This window comes from Stenotrophomonas sp. AS012628, from assembly GCF_010608305.1.
GTDB lineage: Bacteria > Pseudomonadota > Gammaproteobacteria > Xanthomonadales > Xanthomonadaceae > Stenotrophomonas > Stenotrophomonas geniculata.
Window position 1 is genome coordinate 24,771 of sequence record NZ_VMBJ01000045.1, and the last position, 15,528, is coordinate 40,298.

14 protein-coding genes are annotated in these 15,528 nt (G+C 68.2%); 7 read left to right on the forward strand and 7 right to left on the reverse strand.

Translation table 11 applies throughout. From position 1 onward, the window contains the following. Positions 1 to 161 precede the first annotated feature (161 nt). On the forward strand, positions 162 to 2,261 hold the full coding sequence (locus tag G5A07_RS17300) for a glycosyl hydrolase family 18 protein (RefSeq protein WP_191863680.1): 2,100 nt from the start codon (positions 162 to 164) through the stop codon (positions 2,259 to 2,261). Between the two features lie 120 nt (positions 2,262 to 2,381). Here G5A07_RS17300 and G5A07_RS17305 read toward each other — a convergent pair whose 3' ends face one another. Next, on the reverse strand, positions 2,382 to 3,167 hold the full coding sequence (locus G5A07_RS17305; RefSeq protein ID WP_010480725.1) for a thioredoxin fold domain-containing protein: 786 nt from the start codon (positions 3,165 to 3,167) through the stop codon (positions 2,382 to 2,384). A 100-nt stretch (positions 3,168 to 3,267) separates the two neighbouring features. Continuing rightward, on the reverse strand, positions 3,268 to 4,245 hold the full coding sequence (xerD, locus tag G5A07_RS17310) for a site-specific tyrosine recombinase XerD (protein ID WP_010480724.1): 978 nt from the start codon (positions 4,243 to 4,245) through the stop codon (positions 3,268 to 3,270). Positions 4,246 to 4,301: 56 nt separating this feature from the next. Between xerD and G5A07_RS17315 the strand changes: the two genes are divergently transcribed. Beyond that, positions 4,302 to 4,793: an RDD family protein gene (locus G5A07_RS17315; protein WP_043403325.1), complete on the forward strand. Its 492-nt coding sequence runs from the start codon at positions 4,302 to 4,304 to the stop codon at positions 4,791 to 4,793. A 90-nt stretch (positions 4,794 to 4,883) separates the two neighbouring features. Here the strand turns inward: G5A07_RS17315 and lptG are convergent, their stop codons facing one another. Together lptG and lptF are read right to left on the reverse strand one after the other, a co-directional pair. Then, the gene (gene lptG / locus G5A07_RS17320; protein ID WP_043403322.1) at positions 4,884 to 5,990 is read right to left on the reverse strand and encodes an LPS export ABC transporter permease LptG; all 1,107 of its coding nucleotides are present in this window, start codon (positions 5,988 to 5,990) and stop codon (positions 4,884 to 4,886) included. Then, positions 5,987 to 7,069, reverse strand: coding sequence for an LPS export ABC transporter permease LptF (gene lptF, locus G5A07_RS17325; protein ID WP_049410571.1), 1,083 nt, complete (start codon positions 7,067 to 7,069; stop codon positions 5,987 to 5,989). The genes lptG and lptF overlap by 4 nt, the downstream gene beginning before the upstream one ends. Before the next feature lie 104 nt (positions 7,070 to 7,173). Between lptF and G5A07_RS17330 the strand changes: the two genes are divergently transcribed. The 4 genes from G5A07_RS17330 (at position 7,174) to G5A07_RS17345 (ending at position 13,059) form a co-directional block, all read left to right on the forward strand. Continuing rightward, on the forward strand, positions 7,174 to 8,652 hold the full coding sequence (locus G5A07_RS17330) for a leucyl aminopeptidase (RefSeq protein WP_010480720.1): 1,479 nt from the start codon (positions 7,174 to 7,176) through the stop codon (positions 8,650 to 8,652). Positions 8,653 to 8,734: 82 nt separating this feature from the next. Further along, positions 8,735 to 9,160, forward strand: coding sequence for a DNA polymerase III subunit chi (locus G5A07_RS17335; RefSeq protein WP_010480719.1), 426 nt, complete (start codon positions 8,735 to 8,737; stop codon positions 9,158 to 9,160). Positions 9,161 to 9,232: 72 nt separating this feature from the next. Continuing rightward, positions 9,233 to 12,061 (forward strand): valine--tRNA ligase, encoded by a 2,829-nt coding sequence (locus tag G5A07_RS17340; protein ID WP_191863681.1) that lies wholly within the window; start codon positions 9,233 to 9,235, stop codon positions 12,059 to 12,061. Positions 12,062 to 12,237: 176 nt separating this feature from the next. Continuing rightward, positions 12,238 to 13,059, forward strand: a complete 822-nt coding sequence (locus G5A07_RS17345; RefSeq protein ID WP_191863682.1) for an EamA family transporter — start codon at positions 12,238 to 12,240, stop codon at positions 13,057 to 13,059. Positions 13,060 to 13,191: 132 nt separating this feature from the next. Here G5A07_RS17345 and rimI read toward each other — a convergent pair whose 3' ends face one another. Genes rimI through pssA form a run of 3 tightly spaced genes read right to left on the reverse strand, consistent with a single transcriptional unit; the run spans position 13,192 to position 14,968 of the window. Then, positions 13,192 to 13,689 (reverse strand): ribosomal protein S18-alanine N-acetyltransferase, encoded by a 498-nt coding sequence (rimI, locus tag G5A07_RS17350; RefSeq protein ID WP_049410561.1) that lies wholly within the window; start codon positions 13,687 to 13,689, stop codon positions 13,192 to 13,194. Next, on the reverse strand, positions 13,686 to 14,195 hold the full coding sequence (locus G5A07_RS17355; protein WP_191863683.1) for a hypothetical protein: 510 nt from the start codon (positions 14,193 to 14,195) through the stop codon (positions 13,686 to 13,688). The genes rimI and G5A07_RS17355 overlap by 4 nt, the downstream gene beginning before the upstream one ends. Further along, on the reverse strand, positions 14,192 to 14,968 hold the full coding sequence (gene pssA / locus G5A07_RS17360; RefSeq protein ID WP_005415206.1) for a CDP-diacylglycerol--serine O-phosphatidyltransferase: 777 nt from the start codon (positions 14,966 to 14,968) through the stop codon (positions 14,192 to 14,194). Before pssA ends, G5A07_RS17355 begins: the two co-directional genes overlap by 4 nt. 80 nt (positions 14,969 to 15,048) lie before the next feature. Here pssA and G5A07_RS17365 point away from each other — a divergent pair, with 80 nt between their 5' ends. After that, positions 15,049 to 15,423 carry a DUF4124 domain-containing protein gene (locus G5A07_RS17365; protein ID WP_191863684.1) on the forward strand — a complete coding sequence of 125 codons (375 nt, stop codon included), beginning with the start codon at positions 15,049 to 15,051 and terminating at the stop codon, positions 15,421 to 15,423. The last annotated feature ends 105 nt before the right edge of the window (positions 15,424 to 15,528 follow it).

A 15,528-nucleotide genomic window follows, 5' to 3' on the forward strand; every position in this document is an offset into this window, starting at 1 on the left:
CACGATTGATGACAACGTTGTCCCTACCTGGCGCCGGACTCTCTCCCCGGCCTCCCAGGTACCTCCGTCCGGCCCCTCCGTCGCCTTCCCGGGCGATGCCCGGACCTGCGTCACGCGCGGCGCCATCGGGGCCCGCGCGCCCTTTGATCGGAGACTTACCCATGTACGACCCGATTGTGCGCAGTGCCGAACGTGCGACCCGAAGCTGTCGTCCCCACCGCCTGGCCTGGCTGCTTGCCCTGGCCGCCGGTGCCGCCGCCCTGCCCGGCCTGGCGCAGGCCGCCAGCTGTGCCGGGGTGGCCCAATGGGACCAGGCCAGGATCTACCGGGCCGGCGATACCCTGCAGAAAGGAGGCGTCCTCTATCGGGCGAACCAGGACATCTGGAACGCGCCGCCGGACCATCCGGCCGGTGCGCCCTACTACACCAACCTCGGCGCCTGCGATGGCAGCGGCGCCAACCAGCCGCCGGTGGTCAGCCTGACCTCGCCGGCCAACGGCGCCACCTTCAGTGCCGGCAGCACGGTCAACGTGACTGCCAACGCCAGTGATCCGGACGGCAGCGTCGCCAAGGTCGAGTTCTTCCGCGATGGCAGCACGCTGGGCGTGGCCACCAGTGCGCCGTACGCGGCCAGCTGGGCCAATGCCAGCGCCGGCAGCCACACCCTGCGCGCGGTGGCCACTGACAACAACAACGCCACCAGCAGCACCGCGACCATCACCATCACCGTCAACGCCGCCGGTGGCGATACCACCGCACCGAGCGTGCCGGGCGGGCTGGCGGTCGGTACGCGCACCGCCAACAGCATCGCACTCAGCTGGAACCCGTCCACCGACAACACCGGCGGCAGCGGCGTGGCCGGCTACGACGTGTACCGCAACGGCAGCCTGGTCGGTTCACCGTCCAGTGCCAGCTATGTCGACGGCGGGCTGACTGCCTCCACCACCTACCGCTACCGCGTGCGCGCCCGCGACAACGCCGGCAATGCGTCGGCACAGGGCACCGAGATCAGCGCCACCACGCTGGCCGGTGACGGTGGCACCACCGGCAAGCGGGTCATCGGCTACTTCACCCAGTGGGGCATCTACGGCCGCAACTACCGGGTCAAGAACATCGACAGCAGCGGCTCGGCCGCACGCCTGACCCACATCAACTACGCGTTCGGCAACGTGCGCAACAACCGCTGCGAAGTGGGTATCACCCAGCCGTCGGATCCGAACAGCGGTGCCGGTGGCGACGCCTTCGCCGACTACACCAAGGCCTTCAGTGCCGCCGAGAGTGTCAGCGGCAGCGCCGATACCTGGGACCAGCCGCTGCGCGGCAACTGGAACCAGCTCAAGCAGCTCAAGGCCAAGTACCCGGGCATGAAGGTGCTGATCTCGCTCGGTGGCTGGACCTGGTCGCGCGGCTTCTCCAGCGCGGCGCGCCCGGAAAACCGCCAGGCCTTTGTCGCCTCGTGCATCGACGCCTACATCAAGGGCAACCTGCCGGTGACCGACGGTGCCGGTGGCGCCGGTGCCGCGCTGGGCGTGTTCGACGGCATCGACATCGACTGGGAATACCCGGTGGCCTGCGGCATCGAATGCGGCAGGCCGGAAGACAACGCCAACTTCACCGCACTGATGGCCGAGTTCCGCCGCCAGCTCGATGCGGTGCGTCCGGGCCTGTTGCTGACGGTGGCGGTGGGCGCCGGCATCGACAAGATCCGCGTCACCGATCCGGCCGCGTACCACCCGTACCTGGACTACATCAACGTGATGACCTACGACTTCCACGGTGCGTGGGATGCGAAGACCAATCACCAGTCGGCGCTGTTTGATTCGCCGAATGATCCGTCCACCGGCGACCAGAAGCTGTACAACAGCAACGACGCCATCGAGGCCTTCATCAGCCGAGGCGTTCCCGCCGCCAAGCTCAACCTGGGCATCGGCTACTACGGGCGCGGCTGGACCGGTGTGGTCAACGCCAACAACGGCCTGTACCAGACCGCCACCGGCGCCGCGCCGGGTACCTACGAGGCCGGCATTGAAGACTGGAAGGTGCTGAAGAACCTGGCGTGGCCGGGCTACACCGACAACACCGCCGGTGCCACCTGGATCTACAACGGCAGCACGCTGTGGAGCTTCGATACCCCGGCCAACATCACCCGCAAGATGGGCTACGTGAAGACCCAGGGCCTGGGCGGCGCGTTCGTCTGGGAGTTCAGTGGTGACGATGCACAGGGCACGCTGACCAAGGCGGTCAGTGATGGCCTGAAGTAAGAAAAAAGCCGGGGGTGCTGCGCGCCCCCGGCTTCCTACCTGTAGAGCCGAGCCCATGCTCGGCTGCGGAAACATCAGCCGAGCATGGGCTCGGCTCTACAGAAACAAGGTCGGCGGCGATCAGCGCTTGGCCGACAGCTTTTCCAGCGCCGCGCGCAGCTGCGCCGGCGGCAGGTAACCGCCCAGCTGGGTACCGTCCGGCGCGAAGATCGCCGGCGTCCCGTTCACGCCCAGCTGCTGGCCCAGTGCGTACTGCATCGCCACCGGGTTGGTGCAGTTCTTGGCCGGCACATTGCCACCGCGCTTGGCATTGGTCAGCGCCTGGCGGCGATCCGCTGCACACCAGACCGAGATCATGTCGGTGTAGTCCTTGCTGCCCAGCCCCATGCGCGGGAACGCCAGGTACTCGACGGTGATGCCGTTGCGGTTGAGCTCGGCGATGTCTTGGTGCAGCTTGCGGCAGTAGCCACACTCGATGTCGGTGAACACGCTGATGGTGTACTTGGCATTCGGCGCGGCGAACACGATGCGGTCGCCATGGTTGGCCTTGGCCAGCAGATCGCGGCGGTAGCCGAGCAGGCCTTCGCTGTTGGCCGGGCCCTTGGCGCGGGTGTCGTAGGGCTGCGACTGGAACAGGTAGCGGCCATCATCGGACACGTACAGCAGCTGGCCGGACACGACGACCTCACGGAAGCCGGGGAACGGTGCAGCACCGATGTAGTCCACCTGGAAACCGGGGTTCAGCGCGGTCAGCGCGGCGCGCACGGCCTGATCGGCCGACGCGTTGGCGGCCGGGCTGGCCTTGGCCGCAGCGGTGGCGGGTGCCTTGGCAGCTGGCGGGGCCGGCTGGGCGCAGGCGGTCAGGCTGAGCGCACCGAACACGGCGGCGATGGCAAATCGGAGCATGGAGCGGTCCGCGGCAGAAGAAGACCCCGGATTCTGACACAGCTGCCGCGACCGGGCCGCGACACCGCCCGACGCTTGAGGCCGGGGTTCAGGCCTGCGCTCAGCCGCGCGGATGGTGGCGTGCGTGCAGCTTCTGCAGGTGTTCGCGGGCCACCAGGGTGTAGATCTGGGTGGTCGACAGCGAGCTGTGGCCGAGCAGCATCTGCAGCGCGCGCAGGTCGGCACCGCGGTTGAGCAGATGCGTGGCAAAGCTGTGCCGCAGGCCATGCGGGCTGATCCGCGCCGGATCGATGCCGGCCACCTGGGCGTGGCGCTTGACCAGATGCCAGAACGCCTGGCGGGTCAGCGCATGCAGCGTCGGCTCGACGAACAACGGTGTCTGCCCGTCTGCCAACGCGTGCACCTTGCCCTTGCCGACCAGCAGCGGGCGCGACTGCTGCAGGTAACGCTCCAGCCAGTGCTGCGACTCCTCACCCAGCGGCACCAGCCGTTCCTTGCTGCCCTTGCCGGTCACCCGCAGCACGCCCTGGCGCAGGTTGACCGCGGTGGCGGGCAGCAGCACCAGCTCGCTCACGCGCAGGCCGGCGGCATACATCAGCTCCAGCATGGCCCGATCGCGCAGGCCCAGCGGGCTGTCGACATCCGGTGCTGCCAACAGCGCGTCGATCTGGCTCTCGGCCAGCGCCTTGGGCAGCAATCGTGGCAGCTTGGGCGGATCCAGCAGCGCGCTGGGATCCTCGCTGCGTTCGCCGCGGCGCACGCCATCGGCGAAGAACGCCCGCAGCGCCGACAGCAACCGCGCATTGCTGCGCGGTGACCAGCCGTGGCGGGTACGCCAAGCCAGATAGTCGAACAGGCCGGGACGCTCGATGCCGGCCAGGCCACCATCGCGCCCGTCCATCCAGCGTGCCAGCCCTTCCAGGTCGCGCCGGTAGCTGTCGAGGGTGGCGCGGGCCAGGCCGTTCTCGGCCCAGATCGCATCGAGGAAGCGCTGGATGCGCACGCTGTCATCGGCGCGCAGCTCGGGCAGTTGCTGCACCAGCTGGCGGCGTTCGGCGGGGGTGGAAACAGAGGCCATGCGTGCAGGATACGAGGGCCACTGCGGATGCGGCCAGCATTGCGTATGCTCGGCGCATGTCCCGCCCCGTCATTGATACGGCCCCTGCGGCCGCTACAGAGCTGCCCCGCCCGCGCGCATTGCTGCTGTGGCGCGCGCTGGCGATGGTCTACGACGCGCTGCCGGTGCTGGCGCTGTGGATGCTGGCCGGCACCCTGTTCACCCTTGCCTACACCTTCAGCGGCCATGCCCAGCGCGAGAACATCGCGCCGTTCAGTGCTTGGCAGTGGCTGCTGTGGGCGGTGTGCTGGGCGATCACGGGGTGGTACGCGACGGCAAGCTGGCGCCGCGGCGGGCAGACGCTGGGCATGCGGCCGTGGCGGCTGAAACTGCACGCCAGCGATGGCGCGCCGCTGCGGCGCAGCCAGCTGTGGCTGCGCTTCGCCGTGGGCACGCTGTCCCTGCTGCTGGGTGGACTGGGATTCTGGTGGGCGTGGGTCGATCGCGAACGCCTGACCTGGCACGACCGCGCCAGCGGTACCCGCCTGGTGCGGATGCCGAAACGGTAAGGCGCTGTCTGTAGAGCCGAGCCCGTGCTCGGCTGCTTTCCGCACTGTACGTGACAGCCGAGCACAGGCTCGGCTCTACAACAATCAGAATCAGCCCGACTTGCGCCGGAACAGCAGTCCTGACACCGCCAGCATCACGATCGGCGGCAGCGCATAGGCAATGCGGTAATCGAACTTCAACGCGCCGGCCATGCGCCCGAAGAACAGCTGCAGCAGCCAGAAGCCCAGCGCGAACAGGATGCCCAGGAACAGGCGCTTGCCCATGCCGCCGCTGCGCAGCGAACCGAACGCGAACGGCACCGCCGCCAGGCATAGCGCCAGCACATTCACCGGGTAGAACCAGCGGCTCCAGTACACATCCTCGAAGTCGCGCGCATCCAGCCCGTTGCGCTGGCGATAGGCGATGCTGGTGCTCAGTTCGGCCACGCTGAGGTTGCGCGGCTTGGCGATGCCGGTGGCCAGCGCCGCCGGATCCAGCGAAGAATTCCACGCTTCGCGCGCCACTTCCTCACGCGTGGCCGAGCGTTCACCAAAGGTGTCCCGGCGCACGCCCGTCAATACCCAGCCATCCTTGTCATGCTCGACGGTGGCAGCATGGGTCAGCGAGGCGATCCGGCCGTCTTCAGCGATGTGATACAGGCGCACGTCGCGCAGAATCAGGCGCGTGCCCTTGTCGCCAACCAGCTGCTCCTCGCCACTCTGCGCATTGAGGAAGGTATCGCCCTCGCGTGCCCACAGGCCCGAATAACGGCTGGTGGCGATATCCCGCCCCCACTTGGCACTGGACTTCAACGCATCGGCACGGTCCTGGCCCCAGGGGCCCAGGGTCTCGGCGCTGAGCACCATCACCGCGGTCAGCAGCGACAGCGCGATCGCCACTGAAACGCTCAGGCGCTTGCGCGACAGCCCCAGTGCACGCAGCGCGGTCAGCTCCGAGGTCGCCGCCAGCTGGCCCAGGCCCATCAGTGCGCCGATCACCGCGGCAGTGGGGAACATGGTGTAGGCGCGGCGTGGCACCGTATACAGCACCCAGGCGGCGGCATGGCCCAGGGTGTAGCCGTTCTTGCCGATGTCCTTGAACTCGCCGGAGAACGCCATCACCACGTCCAGGCCGACCAGTACGGCCCAGGTCAGCAACACGGTGGTGAACACCGACCGGCCCAGGTACAGGTCGAAACGCATCGGGCGCAGCCTCATGCGCGGGCTCCCTTCGGGCGGCCCAGGCGGCCATCACGTGCATACATCCAGATGGCCAGCGCCAGCAGCGGCAGGGTCAACCACCACAGGCCGAGCGCAGGGGGGATCTTGCCGTTGGCGATCCAGCCGCTGCCGATGAACATCAGGTTGGTGCCGACCATGTAGGCCATCAGCGCCAGCATCATGCGGCCGTAGCGCTGCTGGCGCGGCGAGCTGCGGCCCAGCGGCACGGTCAGCAGGGCGAACGCCAGCGCGATCAGCGGCGGGGCCAGGCGGCGGTGCAGCTGCGCCTGCGCCTGCGGACGCTCATCGCCGATCAGCTGCAGGGTCGGCATCAGTTCCGGGTCATCCTCGGTGCGGGTCTGCGCGCCATCGGGCAGGGCCACGTCATTGCGGGCGAAGGTCGCCAGGCGGTAGTCCAGCGCACCGGCCACCGGCCCTTCCACCTGGTGGCCGTCATCCAGCTCCAGGAAGCGCTGGCGGGTACCCTCGAAGAACATGCGACCGCCATTGGCTGACACCACCTCCAGGCGGTCATCCTTCTGGCGCTGCAGAAACACGTTGCCCAGCTGGGTGCCATCGGGCGAGATCGAGGACAGGTAGACCACGCCGCCATTGGGCAGCGGGGTGAACCGCCCCGGTTCCAGCCCGGCCATCAGCACGCTGCGGTTGGCCTCGATAATCATCTGCTCGGCCACCCGGCCGGCCCAGGGGCCCAGCCACAGCGAGCAGGTGCCGACCAGCACCACCACCGGCACCACCAGCATCAACAGCGGCCGCAGCAGGCGCTTGGGGCCCACGCCAATGGCGGTGATGACCGCCATTTCCGAATCGCGGTACAGGCGGGCGATGGCCAGCAGCAGGCCCAGCATCAGTGCCAGCGGCAGGATCAGCGGCAGGTAGGCGATGAACTGCAGGCCCAGCTGCGAGAACAGCAGCTTGGCCGGCAGCCGCCCGTCGGCGATGTTGCCGAGGATGTCCACCAGCACGCCGCCCACGCTGACCACCAGCAGGACGATCAGGGTAGCCAGGAAACTCTGGACGAAATCGCCCAGCAGGTATCGGTCGAGCTTCAGCATGGGGCGGTGGTTTAAACTCTGGGGTTCGTTCGCGGTGCCGCCCAGTCTACTGTCTGGGCGTAAACGGCCTGCGATTGTACGGACTCGCCAATGGAATCTGCTCAATGGCCCTCGAATTCACCCTGAACCACGTTGCTCCGGCCGCCGCCGCCGTTGATTGCCTGGTGGTCGGCGCCTATGCCGACCATACCCTGACCCCGGCCGCACAGGCCCTGGACGCCGCCAGCGGTGGCCGCCTGGCCGCCCTGGCCCAGCGCGGCGACCTGTCCGGCAAGACCGGCGCCACCACCCTGCTGCATGACCTGCCGGGCGTGACCGCCCCGCGCGTGCTGGTGGTCGGCCTGGGCGAAGTCGCCCGTTTCGGCGTGCCGCAGTACCTGAAGGCCGTCGGCGACGCCGTGCGCGCGCTGAAGGCCGGTGCTGCCCGCAGCGCACTGTTCACCCTGTCCGAAGTGGCCATCAAGGACCGCGACGCGGCCTGGGCGATCCGCCAGGCGGTGATCGCCGCCGATCACGCCGCCTACCGCTACACCGCCACCCTGGGCAAGAAGAAGGCCGACGACGCCGGCCTGGCCCAGCTGGCCATCGCCGGCGACGACGCGCAGGCCCTGGCCCAGGGCCAGGCCATCGCCGCCGGTGTCGAGTTCGCCCGCGAGCTGGGCAACCTGCCGCCGAACTACTGCACCCCGGCCTACCTGGCCGAGGTGGGCGTGAAGTTTGCCGGCGAGCATGACGGTGCCGAAGCCGAGATCCTCGACGAGCACCAGATGGAAGCGCTGGGCATGGGTTCGCTGCTGGCCGTGGCCCGTGGTTCGGCCAACCGCCCGCGCCTGGTGGTGCTGAAGTGGACCGGTGCTGGCGACGCCAAGCCCTATGTACTGGTCGGCAAGGGCATCACCTTCGATACCGGTGGCGTCAACCTGAAGACCCAGGGCGGCATCGAAGAAATGAAGTACGACATGTGCGGTGGCGCCAACGTCATCGGCACCTTCGTCGCTGCGGTCAAGGCCAAGCTGCCGCTGAACCTGGTGGTGGTGGTGCCGGCCGTTGAAAACGCCATCGACGGCAACGCCTACCGCCCGTCCGACGTGATCACCTCGATGTCGGGCAAGACCATCGAAGTGGGCAACACCGACGCCGAAGGCCGCCTGATCCTGTGCGACGCGCTGACTTACGCGCAGCGCTTCGAGCCGGCCGCGCTGGTCGACGTGGCCACCCTGACCGGTGCCTGCATGGTCGCCCTCGGCCACCAGACCGCCGGCCTGATGAGCAAGCACGACGACCTGGCCAACGAGCTGCTGGCCGCCGGCGAGCACGTGTTCGACCGCGCCTGGCGCCTGCCGCTGTGGGACGAGTACCAGCCGATGCTGGATTCGACCTTCGCCGACGTCTACAACATCGGCGGCCGCTGGGCCGGCGCGATCACCGCTGGCTGCTTCCTGTCGCGCTTCACCGAAGGCCAGCGCTGGGCCCACCTGGACATCGCCGGCGTGGCCAGCGATGAAGGCAAGCGTGGCATGGCCACCGGCCGCCCGGTCGGCCTGCTGAGCCAGTGGCTGCTGGACCAGGCCGCCCGCGCCTGATGCCGTACCCGACCCTGGCCGGCGCCCGCCGGCCGGGGCCTCGCCCGGCACCGCCGGAACCCTGCCTGACCCGGACCCTGCCATGCCCCGCGCCGACTTCTACCTGATCGCCAAGCCCCGCTTCCTGACCGAGCCGTTGCGCCTGGTCTGCGAGCTGGCACGCAAGGCCAACGACGCCGGGCTGTTCACCCTGGTGCTGGCCCGCGACCAGGCCCAGGCCGAGGAGCTGGACGAACTGCTGTGGGCGTTCGACAACGACGCTTACATCCCGCACCAGATCGCCGGCGAGGACATGGACGAGGAAGAAGCGCTGGTGCTGATCGCCGTACCCGGCACCGGGGCACCGGCGCGTCCGCTGGTGATCAACCTGCGTGATGAACCCTGGCTGGGCGAGTGCGAGCGCGTGCTGGAAGTGGTTCCGGCCGACCCGGAAGCGCGCGAACCGCTGCGCGAACGCTGGCGCCAGTACAAGGCCGCCGGTTACGACCTGAACAAGCACGACATGTAAGCGCGCCCCGGCCCCCTTGATGGGCCGCCGCCGCGCCCTGATCCCTCAACGATTACCTCCTGGTTCCCCCGCATGACCCAACTCGCCTCCAGCTACGACCCGAAGTCCTTCGAGACCGACCTCTACGAGGCCTGGGAGAAGGCCGGCCACTTCAAGCCGTCCGGCACGGGCGAGCCGTACACCATCCTGCTGCCGCCGCCGAACGTAACCGGCACCCTGCACATGGGCCACGCGTTCCAGCAGACCCTGATGGATGCGCTGGTGCGCTACCACCGCATGCGTGGCTACGACACGCTGTGGCAGGTCGGTACCGACCATGCCGGCATTGCCACCGAAATGGTGGTCAGCCGCAACCTGGCGCTGGAAGGCAAGGGCGAGACCCGCGATTCGCTGGGCCGCGAGGGCTTCATCGGCAAGGTCTGGGAGTGGAAGCAGCAGTCCGGCGACACCATCGAGCGCCAGATGCGCCGCCTCGGCACCTCCGCCGACTGGTCGCGCAGCACCTTCACCATGGACCCGCAGCCGTCGGCCGCCGTCAACGAAGCCTTCGTGCGCTGGTACGAGCAGGGCCTGATCTACCGTGGCCAGCGCCTGGTCAACTGGGACCCGGTGCTGAAGACCGCCATTTCCGACCTGGAAGTGGAGAGCGCCGAGGAAGACGGCTTCCTGTGGTCGATCGCCTACACGCTGGATGAAGGCCTGAGCTACGAGCACGTCGAGCGCGATGCCGACGGCGTGGAAACCCTGCGCGAAACCCGCGACTACCTGGTGGTCGCCACCACGCGCCCGGAAACCCTGCTGGGTGATACGGCGGTGATGGTGCATCCGGAAGACGAGCGCTATGCGCACCTGATCGGCAAGCAGGTGGTGCTGCCGTTGACCGGCCGCCGCGTGCCGGTGATCGCCGACGATTACGTGGACCGCGCGTTCGGCACCGGCGTGGTCAAGGTCACCCCGGCGCACGATTTCAACGACTATGAAGTGGGCGTGCGCCACAGCCTGCCGATGATCAACCTGTTCACCCCGGTGGCGGCGCTGAATGAAAACGCACCCGAACGCTTCCAGGGCCTGGACCGCTACGCCGCGCGCAAGGCCGTGCTGGCCGAGCTGGAAGACCTGGGCATCCTGGTCGAGACCAAGGCGCACAAGCTGCAGGTGCCGCGCGGTGATCGCACCGGCCAGGTGATCGAGCCGTACCTGACCGACCAGTGGTTCGTGAAGATGGACGACCTGGCCAAGCGTGGCCTGGAACTGGTCGAGGACGGAAGCATCCCCTTCGTTCCGCCGAACTGGATCAACACTTACCGCCACTGGATGAACAACATCCAGGACTGGTGCATCAGCCGCCAGCTGTGGTGGGGCCACCGCATTCCGGCGTGGTTCGACGCCGCCACCGGCAACTGCTACGTCGGTCGCAGCGAAGACGAAGTGCGCGCGAAGAACAACCTCGGCAGCGACGTGGTGCTGAACCAGGAAAGCGACGTGCTGGAGACCTGGTTCTCCTCGCAGCTGTGGCCATTCTCCACCCTGGGCTGGCCGAACGAACAGGCGATGGCCGAGCGCGGCTTCGACCGCTACCTGCCGTCGTCGGTGCTGATCACCGGCTTCGACATCATCTTCTTCTGGGTGGCGCGCATGATCATGGCCACCGACAACCTGGTCGGGAAGATCCCGTTCAAGGACGTCTACTTCACCGGCCTGATCCGCGACGGCCAGGGCCAGAAGATGTCCAAGAGCAAGGGCAACGTGCTCGACCCGCTGGACATCATCGACGGCATCACCATCGACGACCTGGTCGCCAAGCGTACCGGCGGCCTGATGCAGCCGAAGATGGTGGAGAAGATCGAAAAGGCCACCCGCAAGGAATTCCCGGACGGCATTGCTGCCCACGGTGCCGATGCGCTGCGCTTCACCATCGCCGCGCTGGCCACCCACGGCCGCGACATCAAGTTCGACATGAACCGCGCCGAGGGCTACAAGAACTTCTGCAACAAGCTGTGGAATGCCAGCCGCTTCGCGCTGATGAACACTGAAGGTGCCGCGTTCACCGGCGTGCCCAAGCCGCGCACCGATGCCGAGCGCTGGATCCTCGCGCGCCTGGCCGCCACCACTGCCGAAGCGCAGGGCCATTTCGCCGCCTACCGCTTCGATCTGCTGGCACAGTGCCTGTACGAGTTCGCCTGGAACGCGTTCTGCGACTGGTTCCTGGAACTGAGCAAGCCGGCCCTGAACGGTGCCGACGGCGCCGATGCCGAAAGCACCCGCCACACCCTGCTGTACGTGCTGGAAGCGCTGCTGCGCCTGCTGCACCCGCTCACGCCGTTCATCACCGAACAGCTGTGGCAGCAGCTGGCCCCGCGCCTGGGCCTGGCCGAAACCACGCTGTCGCTGCGCCCGTACCCGACCGCGGCCGAGTTCGAGGGCGATTTCGCCCAGGCCGAGGCCGACGTGGAATGGCTGAAGGCGGTGATCAGTGCCGTGCGCCGCGTGCGCAGCGAATTGAACGTCGCCCCGTCCAAGCTGGTGCCGCTGCGCCTGCAGGCCGGCCTGGAACAGGACCGCGTGCGCATCGAACGCTTCAGCGCTTCGCTGTCGTTCCTGCTGAAGCTGGACAGCATCCAGTGGCTGGCCGAAGGCGAAAGCGCACCGCCGGCTGCCGCTGCGATCGTGGGCGAGCTGAAGCTGCTGGTGCCGCTGGAAGGCCTGGTCGATCTCGACGCCGAGCGCGTGCGCCTGGACAAGGAAATCGCCCGCGTCGAAGCCGAAAAGGAAAAGAGCGAGACCAAGCTGGCCAGGTTCACCGACAAGGTGCCACCGGCGGTGGTCGAGCAGGAACGCGTGCGCCTGGTCGACTGGAACACCCAGCTGGCCGGCCTGCGCGAGCAGCGCGCGAAGCTGTAAGCACCATGCTGGTGGGTGCGGACCTCGGTCCGCACTGAGCGATGTGCCAACCAAGGTTGGCACCTACCCTGCCTCGCTCTGGTGGGTGCGGACCTTGGTCCGCACCGAGCGATGTGCCAACCAGGGTTGGCACCCACCAAACCCGGAACATTTTCCCGACATGGCATCATCGCTGGATGCCTCTTTCCATTTTCCTGCTGGTCCTCGCGGCTGCGGCCCTGCACGCCAGCTGGAATGCGATCGTCAAGCGCGGACCAGACAAATTCCTCGGCACCGTGCTGGTCACGGGCAGCGCCGCACTGCTGTCGGCGGCCGCCCTGCCCTTCCTGCCGTTCCCGGCCGCGCACTGCTTGCCGTGGCTGGGTGCGTCGGTGCTGTTGCAGGTGACGTACTACAGCCTGGTCGCACGCTGCTACCAGCAGGTCGACATGAGCCTGGCCTATCCCCTGATGCGTGGCAGCGCGCCGATCCTGGTTGCGCTGGCCGGCACCCTGCTGGGCGAACAATTGCCAGCTGCCGCGTGGCTGGGCGTGGTGCTGGTGAGCACCGGCATCCTGTGCATGGCACTGGGTGCGCGTGGCGGCCAACTGCGCTTGCCACTGCTGACCGCGGCGATGATCGCCACCTACACCCTGGTCGACGCGCAGGGTGCGCGCCAGTCCGGCAGTGCGCTCAGCTACACGCTGTGGCTGTTCCTGCTGTCGGGCATTCCCCTGCCGTTGTGGGCGCTGTACACCCGGCGCGACGCGGTGCTGGACTATGCGCGGCAGCATTGGCCTCTCGGTCTGGCCGGCGGCGTCGGCACCACGGCGTCCTATGCGATGGCGTTGTGGGCGATGACCCAGGCGCCGGTGGCGATGGTCTCCGCGCTGCGTGAATCATCGATCCTGTTCGCGCTGTTGATCTCGGTGTTCCTGCTGCGCGAGCGGATCCCGCGTGCGCGCTGGCTGGCAGCGGCGCTCATCGTCTGCGGTGTATTGGCCTTGCGGCTGGCGTGAGCAATGCGTGCCAACCAAGGTTGGCACCTACCGAAGCGGACAATGTGTGCCAGCCAGGGTTGGCCGCCGGTAGCTCCGGGCCGCGCCCGGCGAGCGCGGTAGTGCCGGCCGCTGGCCGGCAACCCTTCCCGGTTACAGCGGCGGCATCGCCTGCAGGTCGCCGTCGACCAGTTCGATCGCCATCACCACCGCGTCCTCGCGGCCCTGTGCGGCCGGGTAGTAACGCGGGCGGCGGCCGATCTCGTTGAAGCCTTCGCTGTGGTACAGCGCCAGCGCCGGCGCGTTGGACGGACGCACTTCCAGGAACACCCGCTGCGCGCCACGGTCGCCGGCCAGCTGCACCAGCGCCCGCAGCAGTTGCCGCCCGAGGCCACGCGACTGCGTGAACGGATCGATGCAGATGTTCAGCACATGGGCCTCGTCGGCGGCGATGCTGAGCACGCCGTAGCCGATCAGCTGGCCATCGCGCTCCATCGCCAGGCCGGGATAACCGGCACGCAGGCAGTCAACGAAGATGCCGCGGGTCCAGGGAAACGGATAGCCGCGTACTTCAATCGCCATCACCGCGTTGAGGTCGCTCTCGCGCAGCGCACGCAGGCTGACCGGACCGGGCTGGCTGACCGCACTCATGGCGTGCCCCGCTTGCGCAGGGTGCGCAGCTGCGGCCACAGCGCGCGCTTGGCGGCCGGGTCCTGGCGCAACTGGTCCAGCGGCCAGCTGTCCATCAGCGCCTGCGTGGCCGGATCGTTGGGGTTGCAGCCGGACGCGCGCAGCAAGGCGATCTGCAGGCGATCCGGCAGCCGCACCACCGGCTGCCGGGCATTGCCGCCGGGCAGCGGGCGGGCAGCGGCGGGCGCGGTGTCCGGTGCGCTGACCGGGGTCTCGCGACGCGGCGGTGCCGGGCGCTCCTGGCGGGAAACCGGTGTGGCCGCAGCCAGAGGCTCGCGCGCGGGTGCGGTGTGTGCCCGCGCCTGCTCCACCGCTGGCGCGGCAGCCGTCTCGGCTTCGGCCACGCTCAGCTGCAGCGCGGCATCCAGTTCCGCGGCCAACTGGCCGTCGTGGTAGACGGTGTAGCCCATGGCCTGCAGCCAGGCCTGCTGGGCCGGTGACCACAGCACGGGCAGATCCTGGCTCACGCGGCCTCGGGCTTCTTGCGCAGGCGCTGCACGGCCCACATCACCGGGCCGGACAAGGCGTACAGGATGCCCACCGCGAACAGCACGCGCGGCAGATCGATGACCGCGATGGCGATGGCCACCGGCACCAGGGCGAGCACCAGGAACGGCACGCGATCCGAACGGGTGCCCTTGGCAGCGCCGCCCTTGAAGCTCCAGAAGCGGATACGGCTGACCATCAGCAGCGCCGCGATGATCGTCACCGCCAGCGCCACGTAGCGCAGCTGGTTGCCGTCCCAGCCCAGGTTGCCATCGGCAAACGCCCAGACGAAGGACATCATCAGGCCCGCTGCGGCCGGGCTGGCCAGGCCAACGAACCAGCGCTTGTCGACCACCGCCACCTGGGTGTTGAAGCGGGCCAGGCGCAGTGCCGCGCAGGCCGCATACAGGAAGGCCACGGCCCAGCCGACGCGGCCGAGCAGCGGATCATCGAACTTCAGCCACGACAGCGACCAGTGGTACATCACCAGCGCCGGGGCCATGCCGAAGCTGACCAGATCGGCCAGCGAGTCGTACTGCACGCCGAATTCACTGCTGGTGCCGGTCAGGCGCGCCACGCGCCCATCCAGGCCATCCATCACCGCTGCCACGAACACGGCGATGCTGGCGTTGACGAAGTCCCCGTTGGCCGCGGCGATGATCGCGTAGAAGCCGGCAAACAGGCCGGCGGTGGTGAACAGGTTGGGCAGCAGGTAAATCGTGCGCGAACGCGGCGGCGGTGTGATCGGGTCCATGGAATCCAGTTTAATCGACTTGCCAGTGCTCGGCGCCAATGCTGCAATCGGCGTTCTACGCCCATTCCGTGGAGTTTGCCATGCGTGCCCTGTCCTGCCTTGGATGCCTGCTGCTGTTGGCCAGTGCCAACGTCGTGGCCGGCCCGGTCTATAAATGGAAGGACGCCAATGGCGTGACCCAGTATTCGGAGACCCCTCCGGCGGGCAGGAAATTCGAGACCCGTGCGCAGGCGCGCAGCCCACAGGCTGCGGCCAGCGCCGAGACCCCCGCCGCACCGGTGCCTGAGCAGTGCAGCACGGCCCGGGCCAACCTGGCCCTGCTGGACGGTGGCGGCCAGGTGATGCAGGACACCGATGGCGATGGCAAGGCCGATACCCCGTTGGCTCCGGAGCAGCGCAGTGCGCAGAAGGGATTGGCTGGAGCCGCCATCAAGGCTTACTGCCCGGCGGAGTGAGGGTATCGGCAGGGCTTGCAGCCCTGCACCTGCTTCAAGCAACGGCAACGTCAAACGCCAAAGCGGCTTCCTGAGGGATGGCGGGGCACTGTGGGTTTGCGGGGA

Coding starts and splice junctions, on each gene's coding strand:
- lptG (WP_043403322.1), bottom strand. CDS start 5,990: ATGAGGCTGCGCCCGATGCGTTTCGACCTGTACCTGGGCCGGTCGGTG.
- G5A07_RS17305 (WP_010480725.1), bottom strand. CDS start 3,167: ATGCTCCGATTTGCCATCGCCGCCGTGTTCGGTGCGCTCAGCCTGACC.
- G5A07_RS17300 (WP_191863680.1), top strand. CDS start 162: ATGTACGACCCGATTGTGCGCAGTGCCGAACGTGCGACCCGAAGCTGT.
- pssA (WP_005415206.1), bottom strand. CDS start 14,968: ATGGACCCGATCACACCGCCGCCGCGTTCGCGCACGATTTACCTGCTG.
- xerD (WP_010480724.1), bottom strand. CDS start 4,245: ATGGCCTCTGTTTCCACCCCCGCCGAACGCCGCCAGCTGGTGCAGCAA.
- G5A07_RS17365 (WP_191863684.1), top strand. CDS start 15,049: ATGCGTGCCCTGTCCTGCCTTGGATGCCTGCTGCTGTTGGCCAGTGCC.
- G5A07_RS17315 (WP_043403325.1), top strand. CDS start 4,302: ATGTCCCGCCCCGTCATTGATACGGCCCCTGCGGCCGCTACAGAGCTG.
- G5A07_RS17330 (WP_010480720.1), top strand. CDS start 7,174: ATGGCCCTCGAATTCACCCTGAACCACGTTGCTCCGGCCGCCGCCGCC.
- rimI (WP_049410561.1), bottom strand. CDS start 13,689: ATGAGTGCGGTCAGCCAGCCCGGTCCGGTCAGCCTGCGTGCGCTGCGC.
- G5A07_RS17340 (WP_191863681.1), top strand. CDS start 9,233: ATGACCCAACTCGCCTCCAGCTACGACCCGAAGTCCTTCGAGACCGAC.
- lptF (WP_049410571.1), bottom strand. CDS start 7,069: ATGCTGAAGCTCGACCGATACCTGCTGGGCGATTTCGTCCAGAGTTTC.
- G5A07_RS17335 (WP_010480719.1), top strand. CDS start 8,735: ATGCCCCGCGCCGACTTCTACCTGATCGCCAAGCCCCGCTTCCTGACC.
- G5A07_RS17345 (WP_191863682.1), top strand. CDS start 12,238: ATGCCTCTTTCCATTTTCCTGCTGGTCCTCGCGGCTGCGGCCCTGCAC.